The 14,667-nt window shown below is 42.2% G+C and carries 12 protein-coding genes; 6 read left to right on the top strand and 6 right to left on the bottom strand.

Going from position 1 to position 14,667, the window contains the following annotated elements; genetic code table 11:
* The first annotated feature begins 37 nt into the window (after nucleotides 1-37).
* Both PQ461_RS16480 and PQ461_RS16475 read left to right on the top strand, forming a co-directional pair.
* On the top strand, nucleotides 38-547 hold the full coding sequence (locus tag PQ461_RS16480) for a hypothetical protein (RefSeq protein WP_274206626.1): 510 nt from the start codon (nucleotides 38-40) through the stop codon (nucleotides 545-547).
* Between the two features lie 101 nt (nucleotides 548-648).
* Complete coding sequence (locus tag PQ461_RS16475) at nucleotides 649-3,966, top strand: TonB-dependent receptor (RefSeq protein ID WP_274206625.1); 3,318 nt, start codon at nucleotides 649-651, stop codon at nucleotides 3,964-3,966.
* 134 nt (nucleotides 3,967-4,100) lie between these two features.
* Here the strand turns inward: PQ461_RS16475 and PQ461_RS16470 are convergent, their stop codons facing one another.
* Together PQ461_RS16470 and PQ461_RS16465 are read right to left on the bottom strand one after the other, a co-directional pair.
* Nucleotides 4,101-4,412, bottom strand: a complete 312-nt coding sequence (locus PQ461_RS16470; RefSeq protein WP_274206624.1) for a hypothetical protein — start codon at nucleotides 4,410-4,412, stop codon at nucleotides 4,101-4,103.
* Between the two features lie 252 nt (nucleotides 4,413-4,664).
* Nucleotides 4,665-6,419, bottom strand: coding sequence for a bifunctional lysophospholipid acyltransferase family protein/GNAT family N-acetyltransferase (locus PQ461_RS16465; RefSeq protein ID WP_274206623.1), 1,755 nt, complete (start codon nucleotides 6,417-6,419; stop codon nucleotides 4,665-4,667).
* 62 nt (nucleotides 6,420-6,481) lie between these two features.
* Here PQ461_RS16465 and PQ461_RS16460 point away from each other — a divergent pair, with 62 nt between their 5' ends.
* The 4 genes from PQ461_RS16460 (at nucleotide 6,482) to PQ461_RS16445 (ending at nucleotide 11,310) form a co-directional block, all read left to right on the top strand.
* Entirely contained in the window at nucleotides 6,482-7,315 is an 834-nt protein-coding gene (locus tag PQ461_RS16460) for a ComEA family DNA-binding protein (protein WP_274206622.1), read from the top strand.
* Between the two features lie 95 nt (nucleotides 7,316-7,410).
* A complete protein-coding gene (gene guaA / locus PQ461_RS16455; RefSeq protein ID WP_274206621.1) occupies nucleotides 7,411-8,940 on the top strand; it encodes a glutamine-hydrolyzing GMP synthase in 1,530 nt (509 codons plus the stop codon).
* Nucleotides 8,897-10,153, top strand: a complete 1,257-nt coding sequence (locus PQ461_RS16450) for an ABC transporter substrate-binding protein (RefSeq protein ID WP_274206620.1) — start codon at nucleotides 8,897-8,899, stop codon at nucleotides 10,151-10,153. Before guaA ends, PQ461_RS16450 begins: the two co-directional genes overlap by 44 nt.
* Nucleotides 10,150-11,310, top strand: coding sequence for an RsmB/NOP family class I SAM-dependent RNA methyltransferase (locus tag PQ461_RS16445; protein ID WP_274206619.1), 1,161 nt, complete (start codon nucleotides 10,150-10,152; stop codon nucleotides 11,308-11,310). Before PQ461_RS16450 ends, PQ461_RS16445 begins: the two co-directional genes overlap by 4 nt.
* 10 nt (nucleotides 11,311-11,320) lie before the next feature.
* Here the strand turns inward: PQ461_RS16445 and PQ461_RS16440 are convergent, their stop codons facing one another.
* The 4 genes from PQ461_RS16440 to PQ461_RS16425 all read right to left on the bottom strand — a co-directional run bounded on the left by PQ461_RS16440 (nucleotide 11,321) and on the right by PQ461_RS16425 (nucleotide 14,655).
* The gene (locus tag PQ461_RS16440) at nucleotides 11,321-11,986 is read right to left on the bottom strand and encodes a hypothetical protein (protein WP_274206618.1); all 666 of its coding nucleotides are present in this window, start codon (nucleotides 11,984-11,986) and stop codon (nucleotides 11,321-11,323) included.
* A 124-nt stretch (nucleotides 11,987-12,110) separates the two neighbouring features.
* Nucleotides 12,111-12,680 carry a MarC family protein gene (locus PQ461_RS16435; RefSeq protein ID WP_274206617.1) on the bottom strand — a complete coding sequence of 190 codons (570 nt, stop codon included), beginning with the start codon at nucleotides 12,678-12,680 and terminating at the stop codon, nucleotides 12,111-12,113.
* Between the two features lies 1 nt (nucleotide 12,681).
* Entirely contained in the window at nucleotides 12,682-13,857 is a 1,176-nt protein-coding gene (locus PQ461_RS16430; RefSeq protein ID WP_274206615.1) for an MFS transporter, read from the bottom strand.
* A gap of 6 nt (nucleotides 13,858-13,863) precedes the next feature.
* On the bottom strand, nucleotides 13,864-14,655 hold the full coding sequence (locus tag PQ461_RS16425; protein WP_274206614.1) for a carbon-nitrogen hydrolase family protein: 792 nt from the start codon (nucleotides 14,653-14,655) through the stop codon (nucleotides 13,864-13,866).
* Nucleotides 14,656-14,667 lie beyond the last annotated feature (12 nt).

Raw genomic sequence — 14,667 nt, 5'->3', positions numbered from 1 at the left:
CCATCCTTTAGGGGATGGACTTTAAATTATTGTTAATTTGAAAACAAGCACAAAAAAGAATATTACTAAAAACGTTGATGGGGCTAAGCGCCCCATTGATGTTTATTTTGAGGAGTATACGATAAAGCTTCCGGCGGTTGGCGCACGTATTATAATTGCCTTGCTGCTCATTTTATTTTATTTCGGCTTAATGGGGGTATGCTGGGTCATCCCGTTTCCGTCATTTAAATGGCTCGGTAATTACATCGGTTATATTAACTGGGCTTCTTTCTTTATAGCCGGGATCATTTATTTTTGGTTGAAAAAATCGCCGGTACTGTCTTATTTTTTGCTAATCCTTACTTTTATTATTTCTTACCAGGTATCCAGAATGCAGATTTATCTTGCAGCCAATGCCTGGATCATCTATGTTTCCATTGCGGTTGTATCAGGGCTTATCCTGCTTAGCATTTTTCAAAAAAAGCATTTGGCACTGTTTAAATCGCTATTTATGCTTCCTTTATGGTTAATTTCATTTCCTGCTAAGGCTATTGGCGTAAAAATTTGAACCTATTGTTAAGAGATGGTTCATCTATCGGAGTAAAGATAATCTTGTGTTAACATTGACTTAATACAATTGCTGAACCTTTGTGCTCAAATTGATCACAAATGAAGAAGCTCTACTTAATCATCTTTTCTCTACTGTTTGTTTGTTTCGTTCGACCGGCAAACGCGCAGCTTACTACAGCTACGCTTTCAGGTAAAGTAATTGATTCAAAAGGTGCAAATATGCCAGGTGTTACCATCTCGGTTGTAAACACCAGTACTGGTACCCGCTATGGTACACAAACCAACGCCGATGGCCGCTATACGCTGCCAAACGTTAACCCGGGTGGCCCTTACACCATTACAGCAACCTTTATCGGTTACCGTAAGGAAGAACGTAACGGTATTACCTTAAACTTAGGAAGCGTACAATTTAACTTCCAGCTGGCTGATGAAACTACTGCGCTGAAAGAAGTTACCGTACGTGGTACAGCAGGCGGTACCCGCACAGGTGCTGGTACCCGTATCAATCAAAACCAAATCCGTACGTTACCTTCTATCAACCGTAACTTCCAGGATTTAACCCGTACTACTCCGCAAAGCAGCAACAACTCATTCCAGGGAACTAACTTCCGTTACAACAACGTAACGCTTGACGGTGCCATTAATAATGATGCGATTGGTTTCAGCCCTTCATTAGGTGGCCAAACTAATACTTCTGGACAGGTGGGAAGCAGCACACGTACCAATCCGGTATCAATGGATGCGATACAGGACATACAGGTATATGTAGCTCCTTACGATATTAAGATCGGTAACGTATTAGGTGGTTCTATCAACGCGGTTACCCGCAGCGGTACAAATGATGTTTCAGGTTCATTCTACTCTTTTGGCCGTAATGCTACATTTGTAGGTGCTAACAAAGCAGGTGGCGATTTTACTAAAGAGCCTTCTGATTTTCATGACTACCAGATCGGTGGCCGTTTAGGTTTCCCAATCATCAAGAATAAATTATTCTTCTTCACCAACGAAGAGATCAACCGCAGAAAGGATCCGGTGATCTTAGGTGCAGGTACTGCTAACTCACCGGTAACTTTAGCGCAGGCACAAGCCATTGCACAAAAGTATAATCAATACACTGGCTTAGATGCAGGTACTTATGATAACACCAGCATCTATTCAAACTCGGATAAATTCTTTAACCGTTTAGACTGGAACATTGACGATCATAACCAGTTAACTATCCGTAACAACTATATTCGTTCTGATGCGACTAACCTTGAGCGCGATAACCTTACTTTCCGCTTTAAAGGGATTGACTATGTATCGCATAATAACTCAAATTCAACAGTTGCCGAGTTAAAATCAAGATTTTCAAATACCTTAAATAACAGCTTATTACTGGGTTATTCAAACGTTCACGATTACCGTGACCCGCTTTCAAACCCAGGTGTTCCACAGATAGAGATCACCAATGGTCCTTCTACTATCTTCCTGGGTACCGACCGTGAGGCTGCTATCTTTGATATGCACCAGAAAACAGCTGAGTTTACTGATAACCTTACCTGGGTTAAAGGCAAACACACCTTTACATTTGGTACACACAACGAGTTTTATGATATCACTTACAACTTCGTAAACTCATGGAACGGCCGTGTTGCTTACAGCAGCATTGCAAACTTCCTTAACAATAACCCAAGCCGTGTTAGGGCAAACTATAATTATACAGACAATAACCGCGATTACATTCTTTCTAATCCATCAGCACAGTTCAAGGTTAACTTGTTAAGCTTATACGGTCAGGATGAAATGCAGTTAACTGATAACTTCAAGTTGACAGCAGGTGTACGTTTCGATTATGCAGATTTGCCTAACAAACAACCGTTAAGTACTAAAACTACTAACGCAACTGTTGACCCTAACTACGGTACTACTTATACTTACACCAAGCCAAAGGATGTACAGAATAAATACCTGAACAATGTTGACATTAACCCACGTGTATCATTTAACTATGATATCAATGGCGATCAAAGCGTTATTCTGCGTGGTGGTTCTGGTTTATTCACCGGTCGTGTACCATTTGCATGGTTCGGTTATGCTTTCTACAACAACGGTGTAACTTACGGTGCATTTGACCAAAGATCATCAAACAAACCATATGTAGCAGGTACTAACCCTGTACAGGCTCCTACAAACGGTGGTTTAAACTTTGTTAACCAACAAGGTGCAAATACTTCTGCAAGTGGCCCAACTCAGGTTGACTTGATCGACAACAACTTCAAAATGCCTCGCGTTTGGAGAAGCAGTTTAGCTGTTGATTACGCTACCGATAATCAGTGGAAATTTACTTTAGAGGGTATCTACACTAAAGTAATGCGCGACTTAAAGTTCCAGCAGATCAATACGGTTGATAACGTTACTTATTACCCTTATGACGTTAACAAACAGCAGCCGATTTACATCGCTGTGCCAAACGCTGCTAACACTGGTACTACACAAGCGATCAACTCTTCTTATACCAACGCATACTTATTATCAAACACTAACCAAGGCTATCGTTACAGCTTAACAGCTCAGATTGCCAAATTATTTGTGCTTGATGCAAAAAGTAACTTAAACTTTAGTGTAGCTTATACTTACGGTCACTCTAAAGACGTAACTAACGGTATCCGTAACTCAATGGAGTCTAACTGGCAGTTGAACCAGGCTTTAAGCCCTAACAACCCACAGGCAGCTAACTCTAACTTTGATATCCGTCACCGTATCGTTTCAACGCTTAACTACATGGTTAACTGGGATGCAGCTAAAAAATACACTGCAAACTTTACCCTGTTCTTCAGCGCACAGTCTGGTAACCCATATACTTATGGTTTCGTTCCAAACCCAATCAACGGTACCGGACAGCAAGTTAGCTTAGCCTACATTCCAAAAGTTGGCGAAACAGTTAACTTCTTTAATAACATTGCAGGTGGTGCAACTGCTGCACAGCAAGCTGCTGCTTTCGATGCCTTTATTGATGGCGACAAATACCTGAAATCTCGTCGCGGTCAATTCACTGAACGTAACGGTGCTTTCACTCCATGGAATAACAACCTTGACTTCCGTTATGCTCAGGATTTCAAAATCGGTGAGGGTAAACACAAACACGTAATTACCTTTACTTACGATATTGTTAACCTAACCAACCTGTTGAACAAAGATTGGGGTCACTATTATTTCTCTCCTAACACTTACAACTCAACATCGTTCATCGGTTTAACGCCAGTTGGCAATACTACTACTTCACCTAATAACACTGCAAGCGCTGGTAACTATGTAAAGAACGGAAACGTAGCATTTTATCCTAAATATACATTCGCTGCGCCTTCAACCAAGTACTCTACAGATTACTTCGCTTCACGCTGGCAAATGCAGTTCGGTGTAAGATATACCTTCTAATTTTATACAGAATAGTTCGGATTGAATAGTTTAAGCCTTCCCATCCGGGAAGGCTTTTTTAGTACATAAAAAAACGCCCCTTAACTTTTGTTAAAGGGCGCTTGTATTTAATCTAACTGATAATCAAAATTCGCTTACCATCTGCGGTAATAACCACGGTAGCGGTTCACTACTACCACACGGCGTGGACCATAATAATAAGGACGGTTAACAACCACTACGCGGCGTGGACCATAATAGTAAGGTCTGGGCGGCGGACAGTATGCTGGCTCTGAATAATAAACCGGTGCTGGTGGCGGCGGGGCCACATATACTGCGCGTGGGTGATAGTAATATGGTGTACCGAAGCTTAAACCAACGTGAACACCTACTTGTGCTTTTGCAGAATTTGCATTAAGGCTAAATATTGCAGCCATTAAAATGGCTATAAAAGTCAAACGTTTCATAGTATTAGTATTTATAGTTCTGCGGTACCCTTGCGGTAGCCTTTATACATTATCAGACAAGGATAATGCCGCAGGGTTTAATATCTTAACTGAAACGAATGGGGGAGTGTGGTAAGTAGCTGTATTTGATAAAGAAAAAGTGATAAAAATGCACATGTCATCCCGAACCAAATGTGAGGGATCTTCTAAATTCTAATAATTAAAAGATCCTTCACTGCGTTCAGGATGACATATTAAAAGGGGAATATATTTTTACAAATTCTTACCCAGCTTTTCCAATATATCCTGTGGTACTTTTTCCAGGTCAAGCACCAGGAAGCCATCAAGGCAGTCGGCAAACTTAGGGTCAATGTTAAAGCAAATGATCTTGGCATTCAGCGCAATGTACTGGCGAAGCAATACCGGTACCTTCATGTTGCGCATTTCCAGTTCAGAGATCAGGTTGTCAAGATTTTTGAAAGAATCTTCACCGGCCATCAAAAGATCAGCATCCACCTTCGAGAAATCAACCTTAAACTTCTTACGTGGCTTAACATATTGCGCCATTTCATGGTCGAAATGGTTACGGGTGATGTAATCCACAATAAGCGACTTAGAAAATTTAGAGAAACTGTTGCTGATGCTGGCAGGGCCAATCAGGTAACGGTAACGCGGATTGTCAATCAAAAACTTTAATATACCCTTCCATAGCAAAAACAAAGGCAATGGCTTTTGCTGGTATTCTTTTCGTATCCATGAGCGGCCTAATTCAAGGCTGCGTTTTAGTACAGATGAAAATTCAGATTTAATTTTAAACAGCTTGGCGGTGTAAAAACCTTTTTTGCCCATGCTGTAATAAATCTCATCACCCAAACCAATGCGGTATGCACCAACGATTAACTTAGCTTCCGTGTCCCATATAAACAGGTGATGATAGTAGATATCATACTCGTCAAGGTCTGTGCTTTTGTTGGTGCCTTCGCCAACTTCGCGAAAAGTGATCTCGCGTAAACGGCCAATCTCACGTATGGTATTAGGGATAACTGATGTAGGCGCTACAAAAACCTCGTAGTTTTTCTCCTGCCAAACACGGTAATCTTCGCGCAGTGGTTCAATCTCCTTTATCAGGATTTCCGGGTCTACAGCTGGTTCAATTTCTTCCTCAAGCTTTCGTATCTTAAACAGGTTACGCGGGTTAAAGATCTTTTTGTCCTCTTCAAGCCCGGTACCTAACGCATAAGTTTTTGCCCTTAAAAAGTTGAGCAGCTTAGCGGGATTATTGTATTCCGGCACATCGGTTACCTTGATCGGCTTGCCGATACGTAATTTAATGGTGTGCCCTTGCTTATTAAACAGTTCTGATGGAAGCTTAGCCGTACGCAGTGTTGGGTGAATTAAGCTAAGCAGGTTAAACAAAACGCCGTTATTGCCATGGAAATAAATCGGCACAACAGGCACCTTAGCCCTTGCGATGATTTTGCCCACAACCGGGCTCCATTGTTTGTCTGTTACCTGCTGCTGTTCTATTTTAAAAGTTGATACCTCGCCGGCAGGAAAAATGCCGATTGGCGTACCCGAGTTCAAAAGTTCGAGCGTTGATTTGATGCCGCTGATGCTTGAAGAATGTTCGACATTCTCAAACGGGTTTACGGCAACAAAGTAATCGCTTAGGTTAGGGATCTTTTTCAGCAGGAAGTTGGCCATCACCTTGGCATCCGGCCTGGCCATGCATAATATTTTAAGCAGTACCATGCCTTCGATACCCCCGTAGGGGTGGTTGGCTATAGCTATAAAGCCGCCATCGGATGGCAGGTTTTTAAGTTCCTTTTCGTCAAACTCAATGGTTACGCCACAACCCTCTAATATCGCATCAACAAACTCGGGGCCTTGCTTGGGCTGCGCCTGAGCAAACAGCTCATTCACCCGGTTTATCTTCATAACTTCCATCAGCAGGGTGGCCAGTCCGGGCATCTTCAACTTATCTAACTTCAGGGCTTTAGCAAATTCCTCTGTGGTTATTACCTTCATATATTTTTTTGCGGACTTTAAAGTTCAAATTTATTAATTTCAGCAGCTATTAGCCTTACGCAATGAAATCAACACTAAAAAACTATTTATCCGTTACTAAGAAAGAGTGGAACGGATTAGTGGTAATGATAGTATTGATACTATTAACTTTAGCTGCGCCTTATGTGTACAGGCTGTTTCACAAAGATAAGATAATAAATTTTAACCAATTTGAGGCAGATGCTGCAAAACTGAAGGTTGCTGGGTTTGAACAAGAGGAGAAAAAAACGGTATCAGCACACCTTTTTGCGTTTAACCCGAATCATCTGCCCGATACTACCTGGGCAAAATTGGGTTTAACCGAGCATCAGATCGGTACTATAAAGCATTATGAAGCCAATGGTGGAAGTTTTCGCACCAAGGCGGACGTGCAAAAGATGTATTCGCTTTCTGCAGAGGATTACAAACGGCTTGCGCCCTATATTTCACTGCCAGATGCCGAAAGTATTAAGCCTGCTGCCATTATTGAGATCAACAAAGCTGATTCTGCTCAACTGGTAAGCCTTAAAGGGATAGGCCCGGCTTATGCCATGCGTATCATTCGTTACCGTGACAAACTTGGCGGCTTTCATGCCAAACAACAGCTGAAAGAAGTTTTCGGTATTGATGAAGAGCATTACTTGTTAATGGATAAGCAGGTGAAGGTAAATGCTGCGCTTGTTAAAAAGCTGAACATAAACAAAGCTACGTTTGAAGATATGCGGCGTTTCCCGTACCTCGGCTACAAACAAATTAATGCCATAATACAGTACCGTAATGAGCATGGTGATTACGAAACATTAGACGATTTGAAAGAAGTAGCCATATTAGATGATGCCACGTTAAAGAAAATTAAGCCTTACTTAGTTGTTCATTAAGTTTCGTGTGTTCTGTGGCATGTTGCCGGTCTAAAATATCTGTTCTCTATTGTTTCTAATGCTTTGAGCTTGCCCTAAAAAAGCTATCTTTGCCCATGCAAGAAAAAATCCTCATTCTTGATTTCGGCTCTCAGTTTACGCAACTTATCGCACGCCGTGTCAGAGAACTAAATATCTATTGCGAAATACATCCATTCAATAATTTTCCTGAAGTAGACAGCACAGTTAAAGGTATTATCCTTTCGGGTAGCCCTTATTCTGTTCGCCAGGCAGATGCTCCGCAGTTTGAGTTTGCCCGCCACCACCGCACTTTGCCTATTTTGGGCGTGTGTTATGGTGCGCAGTATATCGCCCATACCAACAGGGGCGAGGTGCAGGCTTCAAATACCCGCGAGTATGGCCGTGCTAACCTGCAATTTATTGATCATAACAACCCGTTGTTTAAAGATGTGCCTGCTTATTCGCAGGTTTGGATGTCGCATGCGGATACCATCACCAGCATTGCTGATGATTTTGAGGTAATTGCCAGTACAGATAGCGTAAAGGTGGCTGCCTACCATATTAAGGATACCCAAACTTTCGGTATACAGTTTCACCCGGAAGTTACGCACAGTATAGACGGTAAACAGTTATTGCAAAACTTCCTGGTTGATATTTGCGGTTGTGCGCAGAATTGGACACCAGATTCATTTATAGAAACTACCATTGCCGGGCTAAAAGAAAAGTTGGGCGATGATAAAGTAGTACTTGGCCTTTCAGGAGGGGTAGATTCGTCAGTAGCAGCAGTGCTATTACACCATGCCATCGGCAAAAATCTGCATTGTATTTTTGTAGATAACGGCCTTTTACGTAAAGACGAATTTGAGTCGGTGCTTGATTCTTACAAGCACATGGGCTTAAATATTAAAGGTATTGATGCCAAACAACGTTTCTATGATGCTTTGGCTGGTTTAACCGATCCGGAGAAAAAACGTAAAGCCATTGGCCGCGTTTTTATCGAGGTATTTGATGATGCCGCCCACGAGGTGCAGGATGTAAAATGGCTTGGCCAGGGAACCATTTACCCAGACGTAATTGAATCTGTGTCTGTTAAAGGCCCTTCAGCAACCATTAAATCTCACCATAACGTAGGCGGTTTGCCCGACTTTATGAAACTTAAAGTGGTTGAGCCTTTAAATACTTTGTTTAAGGACGAAGTACGTAAAGTAGGTAAAGCTTTGGGGATCGACGATAATATTTTAGGCCGCCACCCTTTCCCTGGTCCTGGTCTGGCAATCAGGATATTAGGTGAGGTTACTCCCGAAAAAGTTAATATATTACAACAAGCCGATGCTATTTATATCAACAATTTAAAGGCAGCCGGTGTTTATGACAAGGTATGGCAGGCAGGTACTATCTATTTGCCGGTACAATCTGTTGGTGTAATGGGTGATGAGCGTACTTATGAAAATGTAGTATGCCTTCGTGCAGTTGAATCATTAGATGGCATGACGGCTGATTGGTGCCATTTGCCTTATGATTTGCTTGCCAAAATTTCCAACGAGATCATTAACAACGTAAAAGGAATTAACAGGGTAGTGTATGACATCAGTTCAAAGCCGCCGGCAACCATTGAGTGGGAATAAAGGTTTAAAAGCCTTATTGCTGGTAGCTGCTTTGGCTGTTGGCTGTTCGCCGAAAACACGGGTGATGAACCCGCCTACAGAACAGCGACCGGCAAAAACCATTACTAAGCCTGTTGAAAAGCCAAGACAGGAGCCGGTTACCAGAGAGGCAACGGCTTCTGTAATTTCCATGCTATTACCGCTTAAACTCGAAGAGTTATCAGGTGGATATTCAGCCGCAGATTTGAAGCAGGCCAACATGGGGATCGACTATTACCAGGGTTTTAAGCTTGCGCTGGATTCGTTAACTGCCGAAGGATATAATTTTCGCTTGCAGCTGTTTGATTCAAAAGATCAGGCTGCCGAAGCGCGTAATTTGTCACTAAACCCCAAGGTACGTAACAGCGACCTGATCGTAGGGCCTATATTTCCGGATGGTATAAAAGCGTTCAGCGAAACGGCTATAGGCAAAAAGAAGATGTTGTTGTCGCCACTATCACCTGCTGCGCCTAACCAGTTCCATAACCCCATGCTGATTACGGCTACCCCGCCGCTTGATTATCATGCTAAGCGCGCTGCGCGTTATGTAGCAGAAAGGTTAAAGCCGAAGAAGGTGTTTATATTGAAGTCGGGTTTTTCTGAGGACAATAAATACATTACGCCATTTAAGCATGAGCTTGACAGCCTGAGCCGTTTAAAAATAAAGGTAGTACCTTTTACGGTTGTGCGTGGTAATCTGCAACCATTGTTGGCGCAGCTTTCAAAAACTGAAGAAAATGTTTTTATCATCCCTGCGGTTAAACAAGCATTTTTAGGTGTAACGCTGCGCTCGCTTGATGCTGTTGCCAAAACTTATCCTGTTACAGTAATCGGGCATCCCAACTGGGAAAATATGAGTTTTTTAAAAGCTGATTTGCTACAGCGTTTAAAAACGGTAATCACATCCACAGAGCACGTCAACTACAAGCTTGGCAGTACGGTTACTTTTGTGAGGGCTTACCGTAAGGCTTATCATATCGATCCATCTCTTTATGCCATTAAAGGTTTTGATGAGGGCTATTTTTTCGGGCACCTAATAGCCGAAAGTAATGGTGCGCAAATAAAACCCGAATTAATTAATTATGATGGTATCCATAACGACTTCCATTTCGTAAAACAGCCTGGCATTGGTTGGATAAACGCCCATGTCAGTGTTTTAAAGTACAGCAACTTTGAGTTAAAAGTTATAGAATGAAAGCCCTTAACCAGCTTAAAACATTTCAGCGTATTTTATCCCAATATCCGGCAGATACACCGCTTGGTAAGTTTCTTCCGGGTTTTTTCAGGATGAATAAGCAAATGGGCTCTACCGATAGGAAAGTGGCCAGCAGGTTAATCTATAACTATTTTCGTTTGGGTAAGGCGTTGCCCTCTTTGCCGGATGACGAGCGTTTGCTGGTTGCCGAGTTTTTGTGCAACAACCAGGTCAACTCTTTTATTCAGCATTTTAAGCCCGAGTGGGCAGCCTGTATCGGGTTCAGCCTTGACGAAAAGATTGCCATCATTAAATCGGCACATCCAGACTTCAAATTATCAGATGTATATCCCTGGGCCGACCGCCTTTCTGCCGGTATCGACCGTGATGCTTTCCTGAAATCATTTTTCATTCAGCCTGATCTTTTTATCCGTGTTCGTAAGGGGTTTGAGCAACAGGTAAAAAACGAACTCAAGAAGGCAGAGATTACTTTCAAAGACGAAGGCAATAATTGCTTCTCATTACCTAACGGCACCCGGTTGGAAAATATATTTCCAAAACAGCACTGGTTTGAAGTACAAGATATGTCGTCACAGCAGACGGGCCAGTTCTTTAAGCCGCAAAAGTGGGAGCAATGGTGGGATGCCTGTGCTGCATCGGGTGGTAAGTCGTTACTGTTAAATGAACAGGAACCTGATCTTAAATTAGTGGTATCAGATATCAGGGAAAGTATATTGGCCAACCTCGATGAACGCTTTGACCAGGTGGGCTTGCGCAGGTATCAGAAGAAACTGTTAGACCTTACTGAAAATCCCGACCCATATATGCATGATTATGCCTTTGACGGCATTATACTTGATGCGCCTTGCAGTGGTTCAGGCACCTGGGGACGTACGCCGGAAATGATCAGTCAATTTAACCCGGTGCGTATCGATTTTTTTCAAAGGCTGCAGCAAAGCATTATCCCTAACGTTGTTAAATACCTTAAGGCAGATAAGCCGCTCATTTATATCACCTGTTCTGCTTTTAAAGCAGAGAACGAAGACGCCGTAGATTTTATGGTTAGCGAACTTGGGCTAAAAGTAGAAAGCCAGCAGGTATTAAAAGGCTATGAGCATAAAGCCGATACCATGTTTGTTGCAAGGCTGGTAAAGTGATAGCTAAATATTAATCTTCTTCTTTAGTCGTTTTAGCCAATACAGTATCTACTGCTTTCAGCGCATCATCATAATTATTAATGATTTGGGTAATGTAACCGCCGGTAAGCAAATAATTCTTGGCTATTGGATCAGACATCACTTGTGTAATATTTGTGTTTTTGCCCATACGCATATGCGATTCTGCATAGGCAATAATCCCATGCTCTTTTTTGTCATTGAAAAAACGGGTACTCGATATCAATATCGGGATCTTTGTTTCATACAGGCTGATAATCTGGTTAAGCAACTCTTTATTTTCGATGATGCTAAGTTTGCCTGTAGACTTTAATGCCTGGTAATGTGCCGAATTAGAAACAAAGTCGGAGCTGCTGATCAAATAATTATAATTGACATTTATAGAGTCAGCATTCAGTTTTGTGGTGTCGCTCATGCGTTTGAAATAATCGAAAGCATGGCTCATGTTCACAAAAAACTTCCGGTCGCTTTGTAGCTGTTCCCGGTCTTGCTTCAGGTCAATGGTTAGTCCGCTGTAAAAGTCTTTTTCTAATTTTTGGTCATTACTTTCCTCACGCTGGCGTTCTAAAAACAGGGAGAAGGATATAGCAAAAACGATGATGAGTATTTCAATAGCTATTTCGCCAGCCTTATGCAGCCAGCTTTTATTTTTGGTCATTGTGATAGATAAAATATTTCGTGAGTGTTTTATAACTTCTAAAAAAGCCATGGCTTAGGAGTGTATTTGTCTGCGATAAGCACTTATTATAAGTGCCCAATCATTAAAGAGATTATAATATAAATTATAAGTGTGTATTACTTCTGAATAGTTTAATGGCAATAGCCAGCAGGATAACGCCAAATGCTTTACGCAAGATGTTGAGCCCAGTTTGGCCAAGCAGTTTTTCAAGCCATTTTACGTTCTTAAGCACCATGTATACAAACAAAGTATTGAGGGTAATACCTACAATAATATTCTGTGTAGCGTACTGTGATTTAAGCGAAAGAAGGGTGGTCATGGTGCCTGCACCTGCAATAAGCGGAAATGCTAACGGTACAATAGATGCACTGGCAGGCATGTCCTCATTACTGAAAAGGTGAATGCCTAAGATCATTTCCATCGCAATAATAAATATCACCAATGAACCTGCAATAGCGAATGAAGGTATATCCAGCCCGATTACATTTAGTAACTGCTCTCCAAGAAACAAAAAGGTAATCATCAGCACAAGCACGGCTATACTCGCCTTTTCAGACTGGATATGGCCAACGCGCTGGCGCAGCTGAATAATAACCGGAATTGCCCCCAAAATATCAATGATGGCAAACAGGATCATGGTTACCGAAAGTATTTGCTTAGGATCAAAGTACATGTTAGCAGGTGTGTTGTTTCTCTTTTGATTTCAACCTGAAAGTAAGCAAAAAGCCTATTAAAATGTAGAAAGCCGATAAAAAAAATACAGCATGTACAGATATGGCCGTAATTAAGCCTGCGCCTACCGGGCCAAGCGTTTGACCGATAGAAGCATATGATTGGTTAACACCCAGCACTTCTCCCTGTCGCTTCGGGTCATTGTGGTCGGCTATAATGGCGTTGAGCATGGGGTTACGTAAGCCGTTGAATAAGCCATAAACAAAAAGGCAGGCGGCAAAGAAAATAAACCCATTGGCAAAGCCCGTGGCAAACATGGCAACCAGGCAAAGCATGGTGGATAATAATAATATGACCGACTTTGACGAAAATACCTTGGTGAAAAACGGAACGCATAACTGCATGATGATGCCTGTAATGCCAAACCCTGCATAAAACAAACCAATTTGCGTTGGATTGATCTTAAGCTGATCTACACTGAAGGTTTGAAAGCCGATGATCATGGTGAACTGCCCCATAGCCAGTAAAAAGCTGGTGATTACAGCGGTGCCAATTACCGGTTTCTTCACCACTGTAGCCAGCGAGGTAAAGGTGAACGTATTTTTGCCACCCTGTTTGCGTTTATCTTCCGTATAAGTTTCTTTTAGGAAGAAGACAGTAGCCAGTGTACCCATTAGTGCAATACCTGCTGCAAAGTAAAAGGGAAAAGTAAGCCCAAACTTGCTTAGCAAGCCACCAATAGCCGGGCCCAACACAAAGCCAAAACCAAATGCAGAACTCAAATATCCGAACTTTTTAGCACGGTCGTCTGCAGTAGCGGTATCAGATATCATGGCCTGCGCTACAGAGATGTTGCCGCCAGTAAGCCCATCCAATATCCGGGCAGCGAAAAGCATATAAATGTTTTGAGCGGTTGCAAACAGCAGAAAGGATAGACAGGTACCCGCCAGGCTGATGGCCAATACAGGCTTCCGTCCCCATTTGTCTGAAATAGCGCCCAAGAGTGGAGTGGCAAAAAACTGCGCTATAGAGAAGGAAGCCGTCAAAAAACCGATGGTCTGTTCGGTGACGCCAAATTTTTTGCCATAAGAATAAAGCAGGGGCACTATGATACCAAATCCTAATGAGTTGATAACGCATACGCAGATGAGTACCCACAAATTCTTATCGCCCTTCATTGAATCTTATTCTTGATAAAGTTGAGATTTTAACCTTTTGGCTAAATAAGCGGTAGCTAATTCGGGGTTGATATCTGCTACTAAAACACCTGCCTCGCCATAAGGCTGGTAAGCGATGCATTTTCCATCGGGGTTTATTAATGAAGTTGTCGATTCGGGATAGTCGGTTGCGTAGTTTACACTTGCAAAATAGATGGTATTTTCAATAGACCGCATCATCATTGCTTTTTCATAGTAAGGATTATCGGGGTGGCCCCATTGTGTAGGTTTAATACCTTCTTTATTGCTGCCTGCAAAATGTGGATGAAATACGATCTGTGCACCCCGGCGAGCCAGTTGCCTTACCGTTTCAGGATACCGGAAGCCTTCGTGGCAAATGACTATTCCAAATTTTATGCCCCGCACTTCAAACAAATGGAGCTCCGTTCCGGGTAACCAGCGGTTATCTTCAGATGGGTCAAGCTGATTTTTAGTTTGGTAGCCCAGTACCTCGCCCTGTTCAGAAATTACAAAAGCAACGTTAAATATGCCTTGCGACAGTTCCCAATCCATCGGTAAAATAATAGCGATGTTGTGCTCCCGGGCTATCTTGCAGGCCTGATCTAAGGCTTGTTCTAACTTTTGCTGCGAATGGCTTTCTACATCAAATTCTTCGGCAGGGTAGCCGGGTATATAAGATTCGGGGAAGCAAATAATTGCTGCGCCTTTATTAGCAGCTTCTGTTGCTAATTTATCAACCCAGAATAAGCCATCGTTTATTGACTTTGGAAAAGGAGGCGTTGCTAAAGCTATTCTCATTACAGGTGTTAA

Source organism: Mucilaginibacter sp. KACC 22063, from assembly GCF_028736115.1.
In the GTDB taxonomy this organism is placed as follows: Bacteria; Bacteroidota; Bacteroidia; order Sphingobacteriales; family Sphingobacteriaceae; genus Mucilaginibacter.
The sequence above is the reverse complement of the archived record's forward strand: the minus strand, read 5'-3'. Positions and strand labels throughout refer to the sequence as shown.